The 21,738-nt window shown below is 54.6% G+C and carries 25 protein-coding genes and 1 riboswitch; of the genes, 2 read left to right on the top strand and 23 right to left on the bottom strand.

Annotated elements, in window-relative coordinates:
• Positions 1 to 80 precede the first annotated feature (80 nt).
• The 23 genes from ldtA to pduF all read right to left on the bottom strand — a co-directional run bounded on the left by ldtA (position 81) and on the right by pduF (position 20,106).
• Positions 81 to 1,010 (bottom strand): L,D-transpeptidase, encoded by a 930-nt coding sequence (gene ldtA, locus ACLJNW_RS01485; protein WP_001252816.1) that lies wholly within the window; start codon positions 1,008 to 1,010, stop codon positions 81 to 83.
• Between the two features lie 77 nt (positions 1,011 to 1,087).
• Positions 1,088 to 2,158, bottom strand: coding sequence for a nicotinate-nucleotide--dimethylbenzimidazole phosphoribosyltransferase (gene cobT, locus ACLJNW_RS01480; protein ID WP_023204218.1), 1,071 nt, complete (start codon positions 2,156 to 2,158; stop codon positions 1,088 to 1,090).
• A 26-nt stretch (positions 2,159 to 2,184) separates the two neighbouring features.
• The gene (gene cobS, locus ACLJNW_RS01475) at positions 2,185 to 2,928 is read right to left on the bottom strand and encodes an adenosylcobinamide-GDP ribazoletransferase (protein WP_023204217.1); all 744 of its coding nucleotides are present in this window, start codon (positions 2,926 to 2,928) and stop codon (positions 2,185 to 2,187) included.
• The gene (cobU, locus tag ACLJNW_RS01470; protein ID WP_000973194.1) at positions 2,925 to 3,470 is read right to left on the bottom strand and encodes a bifunctional adenosylcobinamide kinase/adenosylcobinamide-phosphate guanylyltransferase; all 546 of its coding nucleotides are present in this window, start codon (positions 3,468 to 3,470) and stop codon (positions 2,925 to 2,927) included. The genes cobS and cobU overlap by 4 nt, the downstream gene beginning before the upstream one ends.
• Positions 3,467 to 4,987, bottom strand: a complete 1,521-nt coding sequence (locus ACLJNW_RS01465) for a cobyric acid synthase (protein ID WP_020839249.1) — start codon at positions 4,985 to 4,987, stop codon at positions 3,467 to 3,469. The genes cobU and ACLJNW_RS01465 overlap by 4 nt, the downstream gene beginning before the upstream one ends.
• On the bottom strand, positions 4,984 to 5,799 hold the full coding sequence (locus ACLJNW_RS01460; RefSeq protein WP_000881542.1) for an energy-coupling factor ABC transporter ATP-binding protein: 816 nt from the start codon (positions 5,797 to 5,799) through the stop codon (positions 4,984 to 4,986). Before ACLJNW_RS01460 ends, ACLJNW_RS01465 begins: the two co-directional genes overlap by 4 nt.
• An 8-nt stretch (positions 5,800 to 5,807) precedes the next feature.
• Positions 5,808 to 6,485, bottom strand: a complete 678-nt coding sequence (locus ACLJNW_RS01455; protein ID WP_000147141.1) for an energy-coupling factor ABC transporter transmembrane protein — start codon at positions 6,483 to 6,485, stop codon at positions 5,808 to 5,810.
• Positions 6,472 to 6,753: an energy-coupling factor ABC transporter substrate-binding protein gene (locus tag ACLJNW_RS01450; protein ID WP_000753212.1), complete on the bottom strand. Its 282-nt coding sequence runs from the start codon at positions 6,751 to 6,753 to the stop codon at positions 6,472 to 6,474. The genes ACLJNW_RS01455 and ACLJNW_RS01450 overlap by 14 nt, the downstream gene beginning before the upstream one ends.
• Before the next feature lies 1 nt (position 6,754).
• The gene (gene cbiM / locus ACLJNW_RS01445) at positions 6,755 to 7,492 is read right to left on the bottom strand and encodes a cobalt ECF transporter S component CbiM (protein ID WP_000764336.1); all 738 of its coding nucleotides are present in this window, start codon (positions 7,490 to 7,492) and stop codon (positions 6,755 to 6,757) included.
• Positions 7,489 to 8,202 (bottom strand): cobalt-factor II C(20)-methyltransferase, encoded by a 714-nt coding sequence (locus ACLJNW_RS01440; RefSeq protein WP_023193425.1) that lies wholly within the window; start codon positions 8,200 to 8,202, stop codon positions 7,489 to 7,491. The genes cbiM and ACLJNW_RS01440 overlap by 4 nt, the downstream gene beginning before the upstream one ends.
• The gene (gene cbiK / locus ACLJNW_RS01435; protein WP_000709784.1) at positions 8,199 to 8,993 is read right to left on the bottom strand and encodes a sirohydrochlorin cobaltochelatase; all 795 of its coding nucleotides are present in this window, start codon (positions 8,991 to 8,993) and stop codon (positions 8,199 to 8,201) included. The genes ACLJNW_RS01440 and cbiK overlap by 4 nt, the downstream gene beginning before the upstream one ends.
• Before the next feature lie 2 nt (positions 8,994 to 8,995).
• The gene (locus tag ACLJNW_RS01430) at positions 8,996 to 9,787 is read right to left on the bottom strand and encodes a cobalt-precorrin-6A reductase (protein WP_001001982.1); all 792 of its coding nucleotides are present in this window, start codon (positions 9,785 to 9,787) and stop codon (positions 8,996 to 8,998) included.
• Positions 9,784 to 10,509 (bottom strand): precorrin-3B C(17)-methyltransferase, encoded by a 726-nt coding sequence (locus ACLJNW_RS01425; protein ID WP_024154642.1) that lies wholly within the window; start codon positions 10,507 to 10,509, stop codon positions 9,784 to 9,786. The genes ACLJNW_RS01430 and ACLJNW_RS01425 overlap by 4 nt, the downstream gene beginning before the upstream one ends.
• Positions 10,509 to 11,564 (bottom strand): cobalt-precorrin 5A hydrolase, encoded by a 1,056-nt coding sequence (gene cbiG, locus ACLJNW_RS01420; RefSeq protein ID WP_001098927.1) that lies wholly within the window; start codon positions 11,562 to 11,564, stop codon positions 10,509 to 10,511. Before cbiG ends, ACLJNW_RS01425 begins: the two co-directional genes overlap by 1 nt.
• Entirely contained in the window at positions 11,545 to 12,318 is a 774-nt protein-coding gene (locus ACLJNW_RS01415; RefSeq protein ID WP_000004867.1) for a cobalt-precorrin-4 methyltransferase, read from the bottom strand. Before ACLJNW_RS01415 ends, cbiG begins: the two co-directional genes overlap by 20 nt.
• Positions 12,302 to 12,880, bottom strand: coding sequence for a decarboxylating cobalt-precorrin-6B (C(15))-methyltransferase (locus tag ACLJNW_RS01410; protein WP_023204216.1), 579 nt, complete (start codon positions 12,878 to 12,880; stop codon positions 12,302 to 12,304). The genes ACLJNW_RS01415 and ACLJNW_RS01410 overlap by 17 nt, the downstream gene beginning before the upstream one ends.
• Entirely contained in the window at positions 12,870 to 13,475 is a 606-nt protein-coding gene (locus ACLJNW_RS01405; RefSeq protein ID WP_000958841.1) for a cobalt-precorrin-7 (C(5))-methyltransferase, read from the bottom strand. Before ACLJNW_RS01405 ends, ACLJNW_RS01410 begins: the two co-directional genes overlap by 11 nt.
• On the bottom strand, positions 13,469 to 14,608 hold the full coding sequence (gene cbiD / locus ACLJNW_RS01400) for a cobalt-precorrin-5B (C(1))-methyltransferase CbiD (protein WP_001292910.1): 1,140 nt from the start codon (positions 14,606 to 14,608) through the stop codon (positions 13,469 to 13,471). The genes ACLJNW_RS01405 and cbiD overlap by 7 nt, the downstream gene beginning before the upstream one ends.
• Positions 14,608 to 15,240, bottom strand: coding sequence for a cobalt-precorrin-8 methylmutase (locus ACLJNW_RS01395; RefSeq protein ID WP_000558988.1), 633 nt, complete (start codon positions 15,238 to 15,240; stop codon positions 14,608 to 14,610). Before ACLJNW_RS01395 ends, cbiD begins: the two co-directional genes overlap by 1 nt.
• 10 nt (positions 15,241 to 15,250) lie before the next feature.
• Positions 15,251 to 16,210, bottom strand: a complete 960-nt coding sequence (cbiB, locus tag ACLJNW_RS01390; protein ID WP_000153660.1) for an adenosylcobinamide-phosphate synthase CbiB — start codon at positions 16,208 to 16,210, stop codon at positions 15,251 to 15,253.
• The gene (locus ACLJNW_RS01385; protein ID WP_000741252.1) at positions 16,207 to 17,586 is read right to left on the bottom strand and encodes a cobyrinate a,c-diamide synthase; all 1,380 of its coding nucleotides are present in this window, start codon (positions 17,584 to 17,586) and stop codon (positions 16,207 to 16,209) included. The genes cbiB and ACLJNW_RS01385 overlap by 4 nt, the downstream gene beginning before the upstream one ends.
• A 96-nt stretch (positions 17,587 to 17,682) precedes the next feature.
• A riboswitch (cobalamin riboswitch) is annotated at positions 17,683 to 17,858 on the bottom strand.
• Positions 17,859 to 18,183: 325 nt separating this feature from the next.
• Positions 18,184 to 19,095 carry a transcriptional regulator PocR gene (pocR, locus tag ACLJNW_RS01380; protein WP_000622326.1) on the bottom strand — a complete coding sequence of 304 codons (912 nt, stop codon included), beginning with the start codon at positions 19,093 to 19,095 and terminating at the stop codon, positions 18,184 to 18,186.
• 216 nt (positions 19,096 to 19,311) lie between these two features.
• Positions 19,312 to 20,106, bottom strand: coding sequence for a propanediol diffusion facilitator PduF (pduF, locus tag ACLJNW_RS01375; RefSeq protein ID WP_023204215.1), 795 nt, complete (start codon positions 20,104 to 20,106; stop codon positions 19,312 to 19,314).
• Positions 20,107 to 20,630: 524 nt separating this feature from the next.
• Here pduF and pduA point away from each other — a divergent pair.
• On the top strand, positions 20,631 to 20,915 hold the full coding sequence (gene pduA, locus ACLJNW_RS01370) for a propanediol utilization microcompartment protein PduA (RefSeq protein WP_001183618.1): 285 nt from the start codon (positions 20,631 to 20,633) through the stop codon (positions 20,913 to 20,915).
• Positions 20,912 to 21,724 (top strand): propanediol utilization microcompartment protein PduB, encoded by an 813-nt coding sequence (gene pduB, locus ACLJNW_RS01365; protein ID WP_000097500.1) that lies wholly within the window; start codon positions 20,912 to 20,914, stop codon positions 21,722 to 21,724. Before pduA ends, pduB begins: the two co-directional genes overlap by 4 nt.
• Positions 21,725 to 21,738 lie beyond the last annotated feature (14 nt).

The raw sequence follows: 21,738 nt of genomic DNA, 5'->3' as shown, positions 1-21,738 counted from the left end.
GAGAAATGGAGCCCCTGCCATGACACTCACTACTAATACAGATGCTCCAGCCCATGAAAACCAGCAATGTGGCAGGATATTTAAAGGCCAGGCCTGCCCGCGCTAATGTTGACCGGCATTCCGGAACGGCGCTCCAGCACCTCATTAACCCGCGAAGTATCAACGTCATCCCCTTTGATAAACGTGCGCAGCACTGGCGTAACGGGCAATGGAACTTTTTTGTCTGACTCAAATTCAGCACGGTTACGAGAAAGCGGTTCGTGTACCTCCAGCCAACGACTGCCATCCGGCTCTACCGAAAATTTAACGGGCCTGTCGATAATCTGAACGCGGGTTCCTACAGGAACATGGTCGAATAAATATTTAATATCGTCATTGCGTAAACGGATACAGCCCTGACTGACGCGAAGGCCGATGCCAAAGTTAGCATTAGTGCCATGGATGGCATATAACCTGCCGATATATATTGCGTATAGCCCCATAGGGTTATCCGGCCCCGCAGGCACCATCGCGGGCAGCGTTTTTCCCTCTTTAGCATATTCCCGGCGCGTATTAGCCGTTGGCACCCAAACCGGGCCATCTTGTTTGCGTTCAACCGCAGTTACCCAGTTGCGCGGCGTTTCACGGCCAGCCTGACCAATACCAATGGGTAGCACCTCAACCGTATTCGTGCCTGCGGGATAATAATAAAGGCGCATCTCGGCGACGTTTACCACAATACCTTCACGAACGGTGTCAGGCAGAATCAACTGCTGCGGCACTACCAGTGTGGAACCAGACTGAGGTAAAAACACATCCACGCCGGGATTCGCTTCAAGCATATTACTCAGCCCCTGACCGTAGCGGGCGGCAAATGACTCTAAGGGCTGAGTATTGTTCTGTGGTACGGCGATTGTGACAGGCTGTCCTACCAGACGACTGCCTTCGGGCGGCAACGGATAGCTTATAGCCAGCGAGAAATGGCTTACCAACAAGACGAAAAACGGAAAAAAAGGTGTGATACGACGCATTATATCCCTTCCTTTGTCGCGGCAGGTGTGCGTTAAGTATAGCTTTTTTCTCACATGGCTGGTGTTGTGCGCCCGGGTTATGTTGCGTTTGCGTTCCCCTCCGGCAGGACAATATTACTGGCCGCCAACTCCCCCATGTTGTGGAACATGGCGCACGCGGCTTCCACGATCGGCATCGCCAGCGCCGCGCCGCTTCCTTCACCTAACCGCATCGCCATATGCAAATAGGGTTCCATAGACAAATGCGCGAGCGCGATGCGGGCGCCCTTTTCCGCCGAAAAGTGCGACGGGATCAGATAAGGTCTCACCGCAGGCGCAATCTGACAGGCCGCCAGCGCTGCCGAGTAGGAAAGAAAGCCATCCAGCAATACGGGTAAGCCACACCTTGCCGCGCCAAGCATCACGCCGGTCATCCCGACCAGATCAAAACCACCCACCTTCGACAACACATCAATGCCGTCGCGCGGATTGGGCTGATTAATCGCAATCGCCCGCCGCACGACGTCCACTTTATTATCGATGCGGGAAGGCGGAAGATTCGCGCCAATCCCCACCACCTCTTTTGCATCACTTCCTGTAAAAACGCTGGCCATCGCGGCGGCTGGCGTAGTGTTCGCCATTCCCAGCTCCCCTACGCCAAATAAGGTCACGCCGCGTTGCGCCAGGTCGCAGGTGTAGCGGGAAACCTCCAGCAAAAGCGCCTCAGCCTGCAAGCGACTCATCGCCGGGCCAACGGCAATATTTCCGCAGCCGCGCGCGACGCGCATATTAACTACGCCAGGAATAGGTTCGGCATCAATACCGACATCAATGACATGCACCTTCGCACCGGCCTGAGCGGCAAGCACGCATACGCCGGTTGTTCCCCGCGTCATATTCGCCGCCTGAATCGCCGTCACGATTTTGGGCGAAACCGCTACGCCTTCATCCCAGACGCCATGGTCGGCGCACATCACCAGCACCGCCTTTTCACCTACCTGCGGCGTACCGTTAAGACCCGGCATACCCGCGAGCTGAACGGCTAAGGTTTCCAGTCTGCCCAGGCTGCCCGGCGGTTTGAGCAGGCCGTCAATATGTTGCTGCGCACGCGCCATCGCCTCGGCGTCCGGCGCAGGAATGTCACGGAGTAAAGCGTGTAGTGTCTGCATAAGATGTCTCGTCCGTAATAATCGGCTCATAACAGAGCCAGCAGAAAGATCAATTCGCCAAGTTCGATCGCCGCGCCCAGCGTATCGCCGGTTTGACCGCCAAGCGTACGTTTAAGCAACTGGCCAAGGATGAAAATCGCCGCGCATGTGACCACCATTGCGGCCAGTCCTTGCATACCAGGCAGTAATACCGTGGCGATGATTATCGCCAATCCCAGAGTAATACAGGTTTGCCGTCCGCTGACTTTACCGATAAATACATTGCCAAGCCCCTCTTCACGGGCGTAGCGATGACGGTACATCAATAAAACGGCGCTGCCGCGTCCGGCCGCACAGGCCGCTGCCAGCGCCGCCAACATTGGCGTTCCACGTAACGCCAGTTCGCTGACCACCAGAATTTTTGTCAGGAGCACAAAAATAAGCGCCAGCCCGCCATGGGTTCCCAGACGACTATCGCGCATAATCTCCAGCATTCGCTCACGGCGGCGCGCGGAAAAAATGCCATCGCAGGTATCGGCCAGCCCATCCAGGTGAAAACCACCGGTCAGCAGCGCCAGCGCCAGAATACAGAACAACGCCGCTAGCGGAATACCGCACCAGGGTTGCAGGAGGATGAAAATCAGGCCGCTTACGCCCCCCAGAATCAACCCGATAAAGGGAAACATCACGATCCCACGCGAATACTGCTCGAAATCCAGTCCCTGCGACCAGCGTGACGGCACGGGCAAGCGGCTAATAAAAGCGAGCATGGCCCAAAACAGCTTACTCATTTAATTTTGACTCCAATACCTGAGACCACCAGCCAGACCTCATCCGCCGCTGCCGACAGTCGTTGGTTGACCCGACCGGCAATATCACGAAAATGGCGCGCCAGACGGTTTTCCGGGACGATCCCCATTCCCACCTCATTTGTCACCAGTACCACTTTCGCCGGGCAGCGCTGGCAGGCTGCAATTAAAATCTGAATTTCATCGTCAATGCCGCGCTCCATCGCTGCATAATCCCATTGTTCGGGATCGTTTTCGCCTCCCAGCGCAAACAGCAGATTCGTCACCATGGTGGTAATACATTCCAGCAAAATCGCGTCGTCAGGGGCAAGATCCGCGGTAATCAACGTATCAAGATGCCGCCAGCATTCTGCGGTCCGCCAGTGTGCCGGCCTGCCATCTTTATGATGCTGAATTCTCGCCGCCATCTCGTCATCAAGAATCTGCGAGGTGGCGATATACAGTACCTGCGGCGCATCGCCAATTAAGGTTTCAGCATGACGGCTTTTACCACTACGCGCCCCGCCCGTCACCAGAATCATCATACCGGCTCCTGATGTTGTTGCATGATGTTATAAATTTCATCAATATCAATATGTTGCCGCATCGCTTCCGCCAGCAGATCAAATTGCCGCGCTTTATGCTCCGCATAACAAAAAGTCGTTTCCCACGGCGCAAGTCCTTTTCGCGCCCGTAACCCATTGACCACCGCACGGGTAAACGCATCGCTGTCAAACAGGCCGTGAAGGTAAGTGCCAAACGCCAGTCCGTCGGCGGTGACCGCGCCATCCGCCACAGAGCATCCATTTTTCTGTAACGTCATGGCCGTACAGCATCCTTCCTGCAGCACCGTTTCCCCCATGTGAATTTCATAACCGCGTACCGGTAGCCCCGCCGCGGCAGCCAGCCAGCCGGGCAGCTCGCCTGACATTGTCGCGTTAACCTGCGTCGTGGTTTTATCCTGTGCAAAGCGAGTGATCGTATTAAGCAGCCCCAGGCCCGGCTGCGTACCCAGCCCCGACTCCACCTCATCCACAATGGTGTCGCCCAGCATCTGGTAGCCGCCGCAAATCCCCATCACCGGCACGCCCTGCCGATGTGTCTGCAATACCGCATCCGCCATCCCGCTTTCACGCAGCCAGGCGAGGTCGCTCAGCGTATTCTTACTGCCCGGCAGGATCACCAGATCAGCGTCAGTCAACGCTTCCGGGCGGCGAATATAGCGTATGCGCACATCCGGCTGCGCCGCCAGAGCGTTAAAATCCGTAAAGTTAGAAATATGTGGCAGTTGCACAATGGCAATAGTGATATCACGGGGGGCGTTACCGCGATATTTATCGTTTTGCAGCGCGACGCCATCTTCATCTTCCAGATCCACATCCAGCCATGGCATCACTCCCAGGACCGGGACGCCAGTAAGCGATTCGATTTGTTCGATACCGGAATAGAGTAGCGCCACGTCGCCGCGGAATTTGTTGATAATGACGCCCTTTACTCTGTCACGCTCCTGTTTATGCAGCAGCGCCAGCGTGCCATAAATAGCGGCGAATACGCCGCCCCGGTCGATATCCGCCACCAGAATAACCGGACACTGGGCCATTTCCGCCATTCCCATATTGACGATATCGCGATCGCGCAGATTGATTTCCGCCGGGCTTCCGGCGCCTTCCAGCACAATAACGTCATATTCCTGCGCCAGGCTGTTATAGACCGCAAGGATTTGCTCACGCAAACGCGGTTTATAGTCATGGTAACTAACCGCATCCATATTGGTCGCCACTTTCCCCATCAGCACGACCTGCGCCTGGCGATCGCTGGTCGGTTTGAGCAGCACCGGGTTCATACGCACATCTGGCGTGATCCCCGCGGCTTCCGCCTGAAAAATTTGCGCCCGCCCCATCTCTTTACCATCCGGCGTAATACCAGAATTAAGCGCCATATTTTGCGATTTAAACGGCGCGGTACGCAGACCATCCTGATAAAAAATGCGGCATAAACCGGCCACCAGCACACTTTTGCCGACGTCGGATGCCGTCCCCTGCAACATAACTGCCTGCGTCATGACGCCTCCCTGAATGCGCACTTTTGCATTCGATGAAAAAACTCCGTTTCTGTTTTACACAGCGGCAGTCCCAGTTGAGTATGAAGTTTGACCAGCCAGGGCTGGGTTAGCCCCGCTTGTTCCATCGCTTCCGTACACGCGAAAACCTCGCCAGGCGCGCCATGCGTCAGGATCTGGCCCTGGCGTAATACGTATACGGCATCGCTAATTTCATAAATAAGATCGATATCATGGCTGGAGATAATGACATGATTTCCCTGCGCCACAATCCGCCTGATGATAGCAAGCATCTGAGTGCGCCCTGCGGGATCGAGACCAGCAGTGGGTTCATCCAGCAATAGATAGCGCGCCTGTAGCACCAGCGCTCCGGCGATAGCCACACGTTTTTTTTGCCCATGACTCAAACACTGAATGGGCTGATGGCGAAAATGTTGGGCGTCAACCAGCGTTAGCGCCTCGTCGACGCGGCGCGTGATTTCCGCCTCCGGCACCCCCAAATTACGTAAACTAAACGCAATGTCGCTATCGATATCAGTATAAAAAATCTGCTGTTCAGGGTCCTGAAAAACCGTCGCAACTTGCTGGCGCAGCGCCAGTAGTCCGCGCTTGCTGTAATCCAGCGGTTTTCCCTGCCACAACACGGCCCCTTTTTGCGGACGCAACAGGCCGCTCAGGTTCATAAAAAGCGTAGACTTCCCACAGCCGTTCGCGCCCACCAAACCGGTAACAGGCGAAAGCGAAAAATCCAGATTTAACCCTTTAAGTACCGGCTCATCCTGATAACGAAACCACAGGTCTGAAGTGGCAAGCATAATAGTCCTTACAGGTGAAAATCACCCTGATACAGTTTGATATCCAGCGTGGTAGTCATTTGCTGATAACGCATTAACACCCGCGTAAACAGGAGTCCAGTCAGCATTGCCAGAGATCGATAGCCGTTCGGCAGGCTGCAATAACCAAAACGCAGCGTTTGCGCGCGACGAATTGCCGCCGCCTCATCCAGAAGAATAAAGAGAAAGCGCCACGTTAACAGGATTTGCTCGGTAAGCAGGCGTGGAATATGCGCGCGCTTAAGCAAGCTAATTAACTGCGGAAACGGTAGGTTCATCACCAGCCACAACGTCGCGGACAGCGCCGTCAGGCTACGCCAGAACGTTTCATTCGCCGTAACCACGCCCGCACGGGTAATCCCGATCCAGTACGGCCCGACAGAGATGCCAGCCAGCAGCATTTGCGGCTCGCGGCTGATGCTGAAGATAATAGTTATCACGCCGACCAACAAAAATCCAAAAGGTATCGCCATCCATCGACACCAGCGCCAGAGGGATATGCGCAATAGCCAACAACTCAATCCGGCAATGATCAGCAGCTCAATGCCCTGCCCTACAGGCGGCAGAACAAACGCCAGTATCATCATCGCCAGCCACAGCAAAAACTTGCGCTGCGGCGCAACGTGTACCCAGCGGCTTTGATAGCTGAGTCGATCAAGCCCGGTCATCACGGCGTTGTTTACCTTTGCAATACCCCAGGATATAAAAAATCACCGCCGCGCCAAGAGAGCCCTGAAGGGTAAACAGCAGGCTTTCAATTTCACCGCTGGCAGGTTCATATAACGGCTGAAACCAGGGTTTATACTGCGGCGCAATAGCCTGAATCTGGCTTTCCGCTTCGCCGTCTGAACCGCCATATTCACCGCCATGGTTAATAAAAAACGGCAGAATCACCAGCGCCACCACCATCGCTAACAACATCAACGTTTTTTTCATTTTAATGTCCTTGTACGGTAATCACTTGCCGTTTGGTTAACTGGTCATAAATCATGACGGTTAATAAACCTTCGGCAATGGCGACAGGAATCTGTGTGAGGCAGAAAATCCCCATAAACTTCACAACAGACCCTGTCGCTCCGGCATGGGGATCGGGAAACGCAACGCCAAGCTGGACTGAAGTCACAAAATAGGTCGCCAAATCCGCCAGCATCGCACACAGAAAAACGGCGACATCACGGCGCAGTCCGGCACGGCAGGCCATTTTCCACACCAGATAACCGACAACCGGGCCAATCACCGCCATCGACATTCCATTTGCGCCAAGCGTCGTCAGGCCGCCGTGCGCCAGCAATAGCGCCTGAAACAACAGCACAACCGCGCCGAGAATCGCCACCACCCCGGGCCCGAACAAGATAACCGCCAGACCAACGCCGGTCGGATGTGAACAACTCCCCGTTACCGACGGAATTTTGAGCGCGGACAGGACAAAAATAAACGCGCCGCACAGCGCCAGCAGTACCTTCTGATGATTATCCTCCTGCACAATACGCCGTAAGCGCACCAGCCCATACCACAAGCAGGGTAAAAACAGTAACCACCAGGCCAGCGCCCACACTGGCGGTAAAAAGCCCTCCATGATATGCATCGCAAACGCCTGTTGCGGGACAACCATCAGCAATAGCGCTGCAGCCAGTCCACTGAAAGACAACTGTCGAAGCTGCTGTTCAAGTTTCATTCTGCATACTCCCACTGTTTATTGACCAGAATGGTCGAAAAATAGGGCAACGCTTGATCATCGTTGACCTCGTGGAGATGGCGCCAGCACTGCTCGCCGGGCAGTGTGGCCTCGGACATCATTAAGGCGCATTCCAGCAGGCCAGCCTGCGCCAGCAACGCTTTAATACGGGCGAACCGGCCATACACTTTCATCAACACCAGGCTATCATGCTGTTGTAGCGCCTGGGCTATTTCCGCTTCCGGCGCGGTACAAGAAATAACCGCCAGCGATTGCCGTTCTATGGCGAGCGGCATTTTCGCGCGGGCGGCTATCGCGGCGAAGGACGTGACGCCGGGGACAATCTCCAGCCACTCCGGGCAGCCGATTCGGTGGAGTAAAAAAATCCAGGTACTGAATAGCATCGCATCGCCCAGGGTAATAAAACCGACCTGTTTACCTGCTTCCACCTCTGCGGTAAGCGCGGCGGCAACCTCGTTCCAGACCGCTTCTTTCTCGGCGCCGTCAGCGCTCATAGGGAAATGGCAACAACGTACTTCCGTCTGCTCGCCGAGATAGTCGCGCACAATCGACAGCGCCAGACTATCGCCCCCCTTACGACCGGCGGGCGCATACAGAATGTCCAGCGAGCCAAGAATCCGCGCTGCGCGGACGGTTATCAGGTCGGGCGCGCCTGGCCCGGTACTTAATGCGTATAATTTACCGTTCATGCCGCCTCCTCTACCGCCATGTTCAGCGCCTGGTGCAAATGCGCGACAAACATCGCCCGGATAGCCGGGTTTTCTCCCAGCCCGCTCAGCCACGGCGTCGCCGGAATGCCCGCCGCGTTAAAGCGCATTTTCCATGAGTCGCCGTCGTCTGAAGCCATATCATTAATGGCGTGATCGCCCGCCACCAGCATTAATGGCATCAAATGTACGCCGGTGACGCCTTCGTCACGCAGGCTGTCGATCAGGATGTCGACCTCCGGGTAGCTTTCTACGGCGCCGACGCGCGCCGGAAAGCGCTGCGCGGTCATCATATGATCGAGACAGGCATAAGCTGCGAATGCGTGATGGCTGGCGCCGTGGCCCATAAAAACGACTTTCTCCGTTTGTCTGAGCGATGGCATCTGTTGTCGCAACGCCTGCATTAGCTGCACATAATCGTTATGGCTGCTCAGCAGCGGCACGCCCAGCGTCAGGCGAGTAAATAACGGACGCAAGAGTTGTACTTCACGGACAATTTTTTCATATTCGTCGCCGTTAATAATGTGCAACGACTGAATCGCCACGTCCTGATATCCCTGTGCGGCAAGCTTTTGCAAAGCCTGTAATGGCGTATCGATGTCGATACCGTCACGCTGGCGAAGCTTGCGAATGATCATTCCGGAAGTGAAGGCGCGAAACAGGTCGCGATCGGGACAGGACGCCGCCAGATCACGTTCGCACGCCACAATGTTTTTTTCACAGGTGTCGTGATAGCTGGTGCCAAAACTGACTACCAGAAGCGCTTTTTTCATTTTTACTCCTTAGCTGCGGCCAGCCAGCGCGATAAACGCTGCGCAAAGGCGGCCTGGCTTTCCAGTAACTCATCACCCGTCACAAGCGGCGTCGGGCGCGCAATAACGATGCAGGGAATGCCCGCATCCAGACAGGGCTGAACTTTTTCCTGATATCCCCCCTCCGCGCCGGACGCTTTGGTAATGACTACGTCGGCCCGGCACTGGTGGTAAAACGCGGCGTTAAAATCAGCGCTGAACGGCCCACACAGTGCGAAAATTTCTCCAACGCCGAACCCCAGTTCGCTGCAGCGTTGAATCACCTCCGCCACGGGCAGTACGCGCGCCAGCAACGTTTTTTCCGCCAGCCCGGCACGCCAGGCGGCCAGATCTTTACTGCCGGTCGTCAGTAACACGCGCGGACCAAAACGCCTCGCTATCTCGCAGGCATCGGCAATACTGCGCGCCGTATAGAGAAGCGGATGCGTCAGATTGCTAAGCTGCTCCGGACGCTGATAACGACTTAACAACACGCCCGCCGTTTCACAGGCGCGAAGGAGGTTATGGCTGACCATTTCTGCATAAGGATGCGACGCATCTATTACCCAGCGAGTACGGTTTTCTTTTAGCCAGGCGACCATCTGCCCGTACTCCAGACGACCACAGCGCACCTGTCCTTTAATGTCGCCAGCCAGCGCTTTTCCGGCTGGCGTCGCCACGGATAAGGTGTACGCGACGTTCGCCGCATCCAGTTGTCGGCATAACGCGCGCGCATCGCTGGTGCCGCCCACCACCAGCACTTCCCCCTCATTCACAGCGTGTAACCTCGCGGCGTTATCATCAGCCCATCCTGAACATAGGTCGTTTTATTACCAACGATGACCAGACTGGTCATATCTACCGGTTCAAAATCCATATCGCCGAGCGTAGTCAGCCATTTTTCCTCTTTTTTACGTCCGGCGGATTTCACCACGCCAACCGGCGTCTGCGCGCTTTTACTGGCGGCAAGCAGGTCAAACGCGCGCGCCAGATGCCCTTCGCGCCCGCGGCTGCGCGGGTTGTAAAAACAGATAACAAAGTCTGCCTCTCCGGCGGCAACGATGCGTTTTTCAATAACCGGCCACGGGGTCAGCAGGTCGCTGAGGCTGATATGGCAGAAGTCATGCATCAGCGGCGCGCCCAATAAAGAGGCGGCGGCGATGCTGGCGGTCATGCCAGGAATGAGCCGCACCTCGACGTCCAGTTTTTGCTTGCCGACCAGTTCCAGCACCAGACCCGCCATGCCGTAAATACCGGCGTCGCCGCTGCTGATGAGCGCGACGTTATGCCCGGCCTGCGCCAGTTCAATAGCCGCCTGGCAGCGTTCAATTTCCTTACACATGCCGGTCTTGATCACCTGTTTGTCGCCAGTGAATGCTTTAACCAGATGGGTATAGATTTTGTAACCCACGACGATTTCCGCCGCCTGAAGCGCCTCAATCGCCTCCATCGTCATCATTGCCTGCGAACCGGGGCCAATACCAATTACGCTCAACATCAGTGTGCAACTCCTAAAGTAATAGTGACGCCCTGTTCTCGCAGGGTCTCGCCTAACAATTGTCCCTGGCTTAATAACCACGCTGCCGGGCCGGATACGCTGCCAACGCCCACCGTTTTTCTGACGAAGCCAGAACCGGGAAAATGGTGTTCGAATTCACGCAACGCTTCGGCGGTAAAGGTTTTAAAAGGCACGCGGCAGCAGGAGGCGAGCTGAATAAGCCCCGGCTCCCCTTTTTTGAGCGTGACGCTGCCAATCGCTTTTAACGCCAGCGGATCGAGTTTCTGCGCTTCAAGCTGACGCGCCAGTAATGTCGCTAACAGGGGAAATGGCGTATCGCGGCGACAGCCAATTCCCGCCACCACACGCTGGGGCACCAGTTTCCAGTGCAGTACGGGAAGCTCAGGGAGGTCATTACGCAAAGAGACGCAGATAAGCGCATCCAGTTCAGGCAATCGCTGCAAATCATCAACAGGGATAAAACCACGAATATCGCACTGGCCGATCTCTTCCGTTAGTTCGGCATCCCACCATAACCCCACCCGTTGATGACTGACCAACATCTGGTTAACGGTTTTTACCGCCGTGCGAAGATCGGACATGCGGGCGTTAAGCTGGAAAGCTAAGGTGTCCAACGCGGACATCTCATTGACATCCGTTGCCGTGGTAATCACCGGATCGGCGCCTAACATTCCTGCCAGGTAGCGCGTCAAGGCATTGGCCCCGCCCGCATGACCGGAAAGCAGGCTAATGACATGCTGACCACGTTCATCAATGACGACCACCGCCGGATCGCTGAACTTGTCGTTCACTAACGGCGCCAGGACACGAACGGCAATGCCGGTCGCGCCGATAAAAATAAGCGCGGTATAAGTGGTAAAAGCCTGCCGGGCGGTATTAGCGAATCCGCCATCGAAGGGAATAAATCCCTCTTCCCGCAGTTTTTCACTGGTAAAGCAGGTTAACGGCAGCATCGCGGAGAGTCTCTTTGCCAGCGCCACGCCGCCGGGCGTCAGGCAAAACAACGCAATGGATTCAGGCTTTACGGTATTCATGGCTAAAGTCCGCTGCATAAAGTCTTGAGTAGTGATACTCCTTACCCAGAAAATTCCCGACAAGAATCAGCGCCGTCTTACGGATGCCAGCATCACGTACTTTGTCGCTAATATCCGCTAACGTGCCGCGAACGGTCTGGCTTTCCGGCCAGGTAGCCTTATAGATGACCGCGACAGGCGTAGCTGCCGGATAACCGCCGGCAATGAGACGTTCCGCCACTCGGTGAATACGCTGAACGGAGAGATAAATCGCCATCGACGTCTGGTGACTGGCGAACGCCTCCAGTTGTTCGCGCGCCGGTACTGGCGTACGCCCTTCCAGACGGGTAATAATGAGACTCTGCGATACCTCCGGTACGGTATATTCCACACCCAGCTCCGCCGCAGCGCCGAGAAACGCGCTGACGCCAGGCACTACCTGCCAGTCGATACCACGGCGGGTTAACTCTTCGCCTTGCTCACGTACGGAGCCGTACAGCGAGACATCGCCCGTTTGCAAACGCACCACCGTTTTTCCCGCTTTCACGCCCGCGGCCATCAGCTCGATAATCTGCTCAAGATGCAGTTCGGCGCTGTCGTAGCGTTCTGCCTGCGCGGGGCAGTAATCCAGCAGTTCGGTATTGATCAGCGAACCGGCATAGATAACTACCTGCGCCTGTTGCAGCAGGCGGTAGCCTTTAAGCGTGATCAGCTCGCGATCGCCCGGCCCGGCGCCGACGAACCATACACAGCGTGGATCAAATGTCTCTGACATGGTTTTCTTCCTTCTGACAGGCGATAACAAAAACAGGATTGTTCGGTTTGAAATAGTGTCCCGCCCCCAGCGGCGTTAACGATGAAAGCTGAAGCTGTACACAGTCCATTCGACATGCGCCGATGTGGGCAAGATGCGCCAGCGCACTATGGAGGTTTTCCTGCAAGATAAAGGTCATCACCAGACGGCCACCGGGATGCAGATGACCCATCGCCCAGTCAATCAGCGCCGTCAGATGCCCGCCGCTGCCGCCCATAAACACCGCATCGGCTTTCCCGGTTATGGTCATTGGCGCTTCGCCGGGGAGAATATCGATATTGCCGCAGGCAAAGCGCTGACGATTCTCATCAAGCAGCCGTAGCGCGGCAGGATTACGCTCGATAGCCGTCACCTGCAACGAAGGAAATTGCAGCGCCGCTTCAATTGAGACGCTTCCCGTTCCCGCCCCGACGTCAATCAGATGACTGGCGCGGTGGAGCTCAAGTTTCGACAGCACCAGCGCCCGTACCGCCTCTTTGGTCATTGGCACGTTCTCGCCGCGCAGAAAAAGCTCATCTTTCATCCAGGATCACCACTGCATTCATTTCATAGTCGGCGTTGACCGCACTGACGGGTAGCCAGTGGATCCGCTCATTTTCCATCGCCAGATTTTCACCAATCACCATTAAGCGATGCCCTTTACCGCGCGCGACCAGCTCCCGCGCGATTTCCCGCGGCCCGCAGCGGGCATCCGTGACCATCGCCACTTTACGATGGTTCGCCAACTGCTCGAAGCTGACGCAACGACCGTGGCTACTGGTCAACCACATGTCATTCATATCAATTCCAGCCTGCGCGCACAGATACTGTACGGCGCTGATGCCAGGGATAATGCGAACCTGTTCGATACCAAAATGCGCCACCAGGCGTGTACCGATGCCATAAAACAGCGGATCGCCGGAGGCCAGCACCACGATCCCTTTATCCCAGCGGGCGGCAATCCAGGACAACAACGCGCCAATATCCGCGCCCAGCGTAAATCGTTCGCCGCCAAACGCCGGAAACTGCGCCAAATGCCGTTTACCGCCTGCCAGCGCATCGGCGTGGTCTATCGCTTCCAGCGCCGCAGGGGTCATCAAATGCCGTCCGGCGGGCCCCATTCCCACGACCGTTAGCATTGCAGCTCCTTAGCAATCTCGTCGACGGGACGATTACTGCCGAGAATATGGTTATCAAAAGAAAACAGGATGGCGTCGCAGACAGGCGGCGTTTTGGTAAAACGCAGCATCTGCATGACTCGCAAACAAATACGCCTGGCAAGATGGTTATAGATATGCCCGAAGCCATATGCTTCAATGTGCTCCATTGCCGCTTCAGTGGTATCGCAATCGCCGACCAGGGTGAGTAACTCCAGCGGCGCGCCCAGTAAAGCTAAATGCGCGACCAGCGTTTCCATGCGCGCATCGGCAATATGGCTATGGGTATGAAAGATCCCGGCGGCGATTTTGATCAGTTTTCCAGGATGCCCCACCAGCACTATCTGGCAAAATCCCAGCCGTACCGCCTCTTCAATCATGTAGCCGACAAAATTGCTCATGGTGACGACTGCCTGTGTGTCGACGCCCATTTGTTCGCGAACAAACCGTTCGCCGTGGTTGCCCGGCACGAGTATCACCCGCGTTAATCCTGACGCCCGTTTGATCTCCAGTTCCAGCGATAGTGAGCGTTTCCAGCTTTCTTCCGACATCGGCGTCACAATGCCGGTAGTGCCAATAATGGAAATGCCGCCAAGGATGCCAAGCCGCGAGTTATACGTTTTTTGCGCCCGCACTTCGCCTTCCGGGGCAAAAATCTCCACATCGGCCCCACGCGCCGGGCCTATCGCTTCGCGCACCGCTGACTCAATGGTATGGCGCGGCGTACGATTGATGGCGGCGCTCCCGAGCGGCAGTCCAATCCCTTTACGCGTTACCGTACCAATACCTTCGCCGCCAGTGAGCGTAATCTCACCGCTGTCGTTGAGCGTAACGCGGGCAAAAATCAGCATTCCGTGCGTGGCATCCACGTCATCGCCGCCATCTTTACGAATTGCGGCTATCGCCTGCTGGCCTTCAATGTGCGGCGACTCCACGTTCAGGCATAGCGTGACGCCCGACGGCGTGACGATGGAGACCTGATGAATCAGATGTTGACGTAATACCATCAGCGCGGCGACTTTTGCCGCCGCCGTCGCGCAGGAACCGGTGGTATATCCTTTACGTAACGCTTTACCGTGGTGCCAGACCGGCGCGTCAAAAGAAAGCTCGCTCATCAGGCCTCCCGGAGATGATAGAGCAGCGCATTGACGATAGCGGCAGCCACGTTACTGCCGCCTTTACGCCCTAACGCGGCAACCGCGGGGAAATGGCTATGGGTGAGTGCCTCTTTGGACTCCGCCGCGCCGACAAAGCCTACCGGTACGCCCACCACGCCGCTCACCGTCACGTTATGTTCAAGCAAACGGAACAGGGCCGTCGGCGCATTACCGAAAACAAAGAGCTTGTTTTTCTCCTCCTCGGCGATAGCGATATCGACGGCGGCCATTGAACGGGTAATCCCCTGCGTTTGTGCGGCGCGCACCACGCGCGGATCGCTGATATAACAGCGACACTCGCCGCCAAACGTCGCCAGTAATCTTTTATTAATGCCGGACAGCGCCATCGTGGTATCGGTATAAATAATGCACGGATGGCGTAACGCATCACAAAGCTGCTCCAGCGCATCGGCAGAGAACCACAAAATGTCCAGCCAGTCGAAATCGGCGGTGGTATGAATAACCCGCTTGATAATGGCCTCATGGAGCGGACTGGCGAAACGGTAATCAGGACGCGTTTCGCGAATAATGTCGCTAATAATGGTGAAACTGTTGGCCTCAATGGTTTGGGGCTGCTGGATATAATGCATACTGTCGTCCTCAGGCCACGCCAGATAACCCGCACCGCGCCGCAATAAACAGCGCCAGCGCCAGGGTTGAAGCGACCCACATCAATCGAATCGTTCGGGAAATATCGTCCACGGAAATATCGCGCTGCGCGTCGCCTATCCAGGGCTTGTCCACACGCTCGCCAAAGTAGTTATTTGGGCCGCCGAGCTGGATACCTAAGGCGCCGGCCACACACGCTTCCGACCAGGCGCAATTTGGGCTACTGTGGTTATAACGGTCACGCCAGCCAATACGCAGCGCACGCCAACCACTCAGGCGACACAGTCCTGCCGCAATGCCCAGCAACAGCCAGCTCAGTCGGGCAGGAAGATAGTTCGCTACGTCGTCCATACGGGCGCTGACCATACCAATCGCCCGGTATTTTTCATGTTTGTAGCCCACCATTGAATCCAGGGTATTGACGGCTTTGTAGGCCATCGCCAGCGGCGCGCCGCCGAGAAAGAGGAAAAAGAGCGGCGCGATAATGCCGTCAACGGTGTTTTCTGCAACCGTTTCCACCACGCCGCGATTGATCTGCGCTGGCTGAAGTTGCGACGTATCGCGCCCGACGATCCAGGAGAGTTTTATTCGGCTTTCCGCAAGGTCGTTCTCCCGCAACGGTCGTTCAACCTCCTGCGCGGCGCGGGCCAGAGAGCGTCCGGCCAGCGTGGTAAAGATCATCCAGACTTCGACGCTCCAGCCAAACCAGGGGTGAATCCGCTGCGCCAGCGCCAGTACGCCCCATGCCACGCCCCAGGTCGCCCCGACAACCACAACCCACATTACGCCGCCGCCAATCCGCAGCGCTTTATCGCCGGGACAATAGCGACGCACAATACGCTGCACAAACGTAATTAATCGGCCTATCCAGCGTACCGGATGGGGCCAGTGTTGAGGGTCGCCGATGATAAAATCCAGCACCCAGGCGATACACCAGGCAAGGATCGTCATAATACGCGCCTCGCCGCCGCCAGCCAGTGCTGCAACATTTCCGGACGCTGGGCGAAATGGACGTGCAGATAGCTGGCAAACGTGTTGCCTGTCTGCCAGCCGCCAGTCCATTCCTGTAACACGCGGCCATCGCGAACCTTACGACAGGCCATAACGGCGGGTGTTTCGGGGATAAAATCTGAGTAGTGAAATTCATGGCCGCGCACTATCTCGCCAGGCGCCGCCAATAGCGTTGGCTGCATAGCCTGCGCCTCACAGTAGCCAAAGCGGGTAAGTCGCTTACCCATTTTGCTGTGACCGGGGATAATATTCGCCATCTGATGAATTTCCCCACCGCTATCCTCCAGAGTGCTCCCCAGATACATCAGACCGCCACACTCCGCGTAAATCGCCACGCCGCGCTGATGCGCCGCCCGCAAATGTTTTAACATCGCCGTATTTGCCGCCAGATCCGCGGCGTATAATTCAGGATATCCACCGCCCAGCCAGATCATCTGACAATCAGGCAATGCGCGGTCATGCAGTGGGCTAAAACGCACAATGTTAACGCCGGCACGCTCCAGAAAATCGATGTTATCGGGATAATAAAAGTTAAAGGCCTCATCATCCGCCAGAGCAAGCGTCAGCCCTGCCCCCGCTGTGTTATCGGGGCGCTCAGGCCACATTCCCGTCGGAAGCGCTGATAACACGCTCAGCGAGAGTAGCGCATCCACATCCACTGTTTGTTCCAGCGAGGCGGCAAAATCATGCCATGATTGCTGATTGACGAGGGATTCTCTGGCGGTAATCAACCCCAGGTGGCGTTCAGGTAATGCGACGCCGTCGCAAGGAGGAACATACCCCAGTACCGGCAGTGAGCAATAATGTTCAATGGCATTTTTGAGGAGCTGATAGTGGGCGTCGCTAGTGACGCGATTCACAATCACGCCCGCGAGGTTGAGGGTCGGGTCGAAGTGCTGAAATCCCATAACGGTAGCCGCAAGCGACGTTGAAACAGCCTTGCCGTCCACCAGTAGGATGACCGGGCAACCAAGCTGTTTGGCCATCGCGGCTGTGCTGCAGTAATTGGGGTCGACGCCATAGCCGTCATACAGCCCCATGACCCCTTCAATGACAGCGATATCCGCCTGCCGCATTTGTTCGCAAAATAAGGCGTTGAGAACAGGAGGAGGAAGCATGAAACTGTCAAGATTACGGGACGCCACGCCACAGATAGCGGTATGCCAGCCGGTATCAAGGTAATCTGGCCCAACTTTAAACGGCTGTACGCGCAGCGCGCGTTTTTGCAGCAGCCTCAACAAACCAAGCGTCACCGTGGTTTTGCCGCAACCGCTTCCTGTGCCTGCAAGAATAAATGCGTGATGCCTTGCCGCCATTACCCTGATCCTGTTCAGGGTGGTAGGGGTATACAGGTACGCGCATGTTCAGTCTTTCGACTGTACGCGTCTTCGCAACCCACTTCCCACCGAAGTTGTTGGTTATCACCGACAGGCAGGTCTTCTGGCTTAGCGTCCTCCTCGCCCGTCCTTCCCAATCTTGCGATCAGTGGTCTTTACGGGGTCGTCAGCATCACAGCAGCGGGGGCTGCGGGGGATTTTCACCCCCTTCCCTACCACAAATGTGGCAAACCTGTTGGTTTACGTTATGGCTGTACGGCACACCCATAACGACAATTAATAATGTGCTACGTTTTACATTTCTGTGAGCAATAGCCTGAGCGGTTGCTCATCTGACGTTAATCTACTCATCCTTACCGGTATATTGACGATAAAACGTATCGACAAAGCGTAATAAAACTTATCTTTCCTGACACTGTACTTCATCACAAAAATAAAAACTGGTGCAGTTTATGCCTTAAATTTTATTATTTTGTTGCGCTATGACAATTTATTGTTACACCAGATAAATTTTCTTTCTGAAATGATTAAGATACAAAAGACTATCAAAAATCGGCAATAGCAAAATATTGCTATTCATAACGATGGAGGATGAGAATTCTCATTTATCTGCTGGCGATAAGCCTGCGGCGTAACCTGATAGGTCTGGCGGAAGACTTTGCAAAAATAACTGGTTTGCGAAAAGCCTAAATTACGCGCAATACTGGCAATACTCCAGTCACTATGGCAAAGCAATTCTCTGGCGCTAACCATTCTCTGGCGGTTCACCCACGCATTAAATCCGATTCCCTGATATTTTTTGAATAGCTTACTGAAGTAATAGGGGCTGAGATAGACATGTGAGGCGACATCCTCAAGACGAAGATCGTCGGACAAATGCGCATCAATATAGCGAAGCGCTTTTTTCATTTTACTGTCATGCGGAGTGGGACCACGAGTGGTTTTATTTGCCTCCGATTGCTGCGGATTGTCTTTGATAACCACGAAATTGAGCTGTTTTTTCAGGCAATTCTCAACAATCAGTTTAAGAAGATCGGCGGAAGCGATAACGCGTGAATAGTCCATCTCTGGCACATTCCGAAATTCATTCAAGAGCTCAGGATCAGCCTGCCAGCGATCGTCGACATTAAGAATGTTTACCAGCTCCACGTCATTACTTAAACGAACCTGCCCGCATAAAACAAAGCCAACTAAATGCCCTGCGATTACCAGCGGAATAGAAAAATCCGTTAGACCGGCATGACAACGATAAATACAGGGTTGATCGGACTTCGATGCCTCCAGTCCCCCGCAGCGATCGCTCATACGACAACGTGTACTATGCTGGGGATGCTGCCGCATCAACTGACAAAACGGCGTGAAATTGAATAGCTCAGATATTTCATCACCATGAATATTGACAACCACAACCGCCAGACCGGTGGCTTGTGCAAAATCCTGTGCGATTTTATTAATGAGTTCTGAGTTCAGAGCGCTCGCAGAAATCATGATAAAACCCCTCAGTTAATTTATTGTTATAAACAAAACACATTATTTACATTCACTTTTTATTAGCATTATCCTGGCCCTGATAAAAAGTACAATGACAATATCAAAAGTCTCCCATTGCTGGGAGACGTTTTGATCAGTTCGTGAAAGCAGATCACGAAATTATCTCACCTGTTTTTACGATACATCATTGCTGTGAATCTGGTTCGCATTTCCTTACAGTTCACAGCGGTTACAAGGTAAATTCTTACCAATAAAATAGCGATATATGGCTGCTCCGGCACAGGCGCCGATAACAGGCGCGACAATCGGCACGATAAAATAAGGGATCTCTCGCCCACCGCTCATCGCCATGTTCCCCCACCCCGCTAACCATGTGAACAGTTTGGGACCGAAATCACGCGCCGGGTTCATTGCAAAACCGGTAAGGGGTCCAGTAGACGCGCCGATAACGGCAACCAGTATCCCAATAAGCAAAGGCGCAAGCGGCCCTTTAGGAATGCCATTGCCATCATCCGTCAATGCCATGATCATGCCCATCAGAATCGACGTAATGACCACTTCCACCAACGCAGCCTGCCATACATTTAGCGCTGCGGCCGGATAGGTACTGAAAATGCTGGCTAATTGCAAACTTTCGACGCTACCGCGCACCATATGATGCGCAGTCTCAAATTCAGTAAAAAGGCTACTATAAAGCGCATACGCCAGCAGAGCGCCGCCAAAAGCGCCGGCAAACTGGGCAATAATATAAGGCAATACTTTCTGTTTGGGGAAGCAGGCAAACAGCCACAGCGCAATCGTCACCGCAGGGTTAAGATGTCCGCCGGAGATTCCGGCAGTAAGGTAAACGGCCAGTGAAATTCCAAGCCCCCAAATAATGCAAATCTCCCATAATCCGAGGCTGGCGCCTGCGACTTTGAGCGCGCTCAAACAACCGATACCAAAAAACAAAAAGAGTCCGGTGCCTAAAAATTCCGCACCACATTGCGCCTTTAGAGAATCATTCATGTGACACCTTCTGAGCAAAGTTCGTGTCCTGGCCAGCGCAAGTTTCGGCTGGCGGTAGAGTACAGCTAACCTCACTATAAAAAGTGCCGCCTGTAAATTGTTGGCAACCTGCGAACCTGTCTCCCGGAAAAATCGTGTTGCGATAGCAAAATTTTGCTTTTCCGATATTTTTAGCAGCCCATCATACGGGAGATTCGAGCTATAAAATACGCCTGTGAAAATAATAAAATATTGCACAAGCCAACTTATCAATTTCGAATAAGCATCACATTTTGCGTCTTTCGCCATATCAAATAAAAATACTCTCGTCACTAACAAAAATGTAAAAATGAAATAATAAAAACAAAATAATCATATAGACAATAATAAATTAAATGTAATTTATCAATAAGTTATAAAAGCAAAAGACAATTTAGTCATATTGCTTTCCCATTATTTTCTGATGCTCAACAGCAAGTCAGCCATTCTTTTTCCTCGCATCTTCTTATAGTCCCCACTATCGGAACACTCCATGCGAGGTCTTTATGCAACAAGAAGCACTAGGAATGGTAGAAACCAAAGGCTTAACCGCAGCCATAGAGGCCGCTGATGCAATGGTTAAGTCAGCCAATGTGATGTTAGTGGGCTATGAAAAGATTGGCTCCGGGCTGGTAACCGTCATCGTGCGCGGCGATGTTGGCGCGGTCAAAGCGGCCACCGATGCAGGTGCCGCAGCCGCACGCAACGTGGGTGAAGTGAAAGCCGTACACGTCATCCCACGCCCTCACACCGATGTAGAAAAAATCTTACCGAAGGGAATTAGCCAATGAGCAGCAATGAGCTGGTGGAACAGATCATGGCGCAGGTGATTGCCCGTGTGGCAACGCCGGAACAACAGGCCATCCCTGGTCAACCCCAACCTATACGAGAGACGGCTATGGCAGAAAAAAGCTGCAGTTTAACGGAATTTGTCGGGACCGCCATTGGCGATACCCTGGGCCTGGTTATCGCCAACGTCGATACCGCCCTGCTGGACGCGATGAAGCTTGAGAAGCGCTATCGTTCCATCGGTATTCTCGGCGCCCGCACCGGCGCAGGCCCGCACATTATGGCGGCGGACGAAGCGGTGAAAGCCACCAACACCGAAGTGGTCAGCATTGAGCTGCCGCGCGATACCAAAGGCGGCGCGGGCCACGGTTCGCTGATTATTTTAGGCGGTAACGATGTATCCGACGTCAAGCGCGGTATCGAAGTCGCGCTGAAAGAGCTGGACCGCACCTTCGGTGATGTTTACGGCAACGAAGCCGGGCATATCGAGCTGCAGTACACCGCTCGCGCCAGCTACGCGCTGGAAAAAGCGTTCGGCGCGCCGATTGGCCGTGCCTGCGGCGTCATCGTCGGCGCTCCGGCTTCCGTCGGCGTACTGATGGCCGATACCGCCCTGAAGTCAGCCAACGTTGAAGTCGTGGCGTACAGCTCTCCGGCGCACGGCACCAGCTTTAGTAACGAAGCCATTCTGGTGATTTCCGGCGACTCCGGCGCGGTCCGTCAGGCGGTGACCTCCGCCCGCGAAATCGGCAAAACCGTCCTTGCGACCCTCGGTTCTGAACCGAAAAACGATCGCCCGTCCTACATCTGATACCCACGAGGCTG

Source organism: Salmonella sp. SAL4457 (assembly GCF_046548235.1).
Classification (GTDB): domain Bacteria; phylum Pseudomonadota; class Gammaproteobacteria; order Enterobacterales; family Enterobacteriaceae; genus Salmonella; species Salmonella enterica.
This window is presented reverse-complemented; position numbering and strand designations above follow the sequence as displayed.

Bases quoted from the DNA above. Each gene is read 5' to 3' on its own strand.
- ACLJNW_RS01465 (WP_020839249.1), bottom strand. From the start codon at position 4,987: ATGACGCAGGCAGTTATGTTGCAGGGGACGGCATCCGACGTCGGCAAA.
- ACLJNW_RS01410 (WP_023204216.1), bottom strand. From the start codon at position 12,880: ATGAAAGATGAGCTTTTTCTGCGCGGCGAGAACGTGCCAATGACCAAA.
- pduA (WP_001183618.1), top strand. From the start codon at position 20,631: ATGCAACAAGAAGCACTAGGAATGGTAGAAACCAAAGGCTTAACCGCA.
- pduF (WP_023204215.1), bottom strand. From the start codon at position 20,106: ATGAATGATTCTCTAAAGGCGCAATGTGGTGCGGAATTTTTAGGCACC.
- ldtA (WP_001252816.1), bottom strand. From the start codon at position 1,010: ATGCGTCGTATCACACCTTTTTTTCCGTTTTTCGTCTTGTTGGTAAGC.
- ACLJNW_RS01415 (WP_000004867.1), bottom strand. From the start codon at position 12,318: ATGTCAGAGACATTTGATCCACGCTGTGTATGGTTCGTCGGCGCCGGG.
- cbiB (WP_000153660.1), bottom strand. From the start codon at position 16,210: ATGACGATCCTTGCCTGGTGTATCGCCTGGGTGCTGGATTTTATCATC.
- cbiD (WP_001292910.1), bottom strand. From the start codon at position 14,608: ATGAGCGAGCTTTCTTTTGACGCGCCGGTCTGGCACCACGGTAAAGCG.
- ACLJNW_RS01425 (WP_024154642.1), bottom strand. From the start codon at position 10,509: ATGTTGAGCGTAATTGGTATTGGCCCCGGTTCGCAGGCAATGATGACG.
- ACLJNW_RS01440 (WP_023193425.1), bottom strand. From the start codon at position 8,202: ATGAACGGTAAATTATACGCATTAAGTACCGGGCCAGGCGCGCCCGAC.
- cbiK (WP_000709784.1), bottom strand. From the start codon at position 8,993: ATGAAAAAAGCGCTTCTGGTAGTCAGTTTTGGCACCAGCTATCACGAC.
- cobT (WP_023204218.1), bottom strand. From the start codon at position 2,158: ATGCAGACACTACACGCTTTACTCCGTGACATTCCTGCGCCGGACGCC.
- ACLJNW_RS01450 (WP_000753212.1), bottom strand. From the start codon at position 6,753: ATGAAAAAAACGTTGATGTTGTTAGCGATGGTGGTGGCGCTGGTGATT.
- ACLJNW_RS01455 (WP_000147141.1), bottom strand. From the start codon at position 6,485: ATGACCGGGCTTGATCGACTCAGCTATCAAAGCCGCTGGGTACACGTT.
- ACLJNW_RS01405 (WP_000958841.1), bottom strand. From the start codon at position 13,475: ATGCTAACGGTCGTGGGAATGGGGCCCGCCGGACGGCATTTGATGACC.
- cbiM (WP_000764336.1), bottom strand. From the start codon at position 7,492: ATGAAACTTGAACAGCAGCTTCGACAGTTGTCTTTCAGTGGACTGGCT.
- ACLJNW_RS01395 (WP_000558988.1), bottom strand. From the start codon at position 15,240: ATGCATTATATCCAGCAGCCCCAAACCATTGAGGCCAACAGTTTCACC.
- ACLJNW_RS01385 (WP_000741252.1), bottom strand. From the start codon at position 17,586: ATGGCGGCAAGGCATCACGCATTTATTCTTGCAGGCACAGGAAGCGGT.
- ACLJNW_RS01460 (WP_000881542.1), bottom strand. From the start codon at position 5,799: ATGCTTGCCACTTCAGACCTGTGGTTTCGTTATCAGGATGAGCCGGTA.
- cbiG (WP_001098927.1), bottom strand. From the start codon at position 11,564: ATGAATACCGTAAAGCCTGAATCCATTGCGTTGTTTTGCCTGACGCCC.
- pocR (WP_000622326.1), bottom strand. From the start codon at position 19,095: ATGATTTCTGCGAGCGCTCTGAACTCAGAACTCATTAATAAAATCGCA.
- cobS (WP_023204217.1), bottom strand. From the start codon at position 2,928: ATGAGTAAGCTGTTTTGGGCCATGCTCGCTTTTATTAGCCGCTTGCCC.
- cobU (WP_000973194.1), bottom strand. From the start codon at position 3,470: ATGATGATTCTGGTGACGGGCGGGGCGCGTAGTGGTAAAAGCCGTCAT.
- pduB (WP_000097500.1), top strand. From the start codon at position 20,912: ATGAGCAGCAATGAGCTGGTGGAACAGATCATGGCGCAGGTGATTGCC.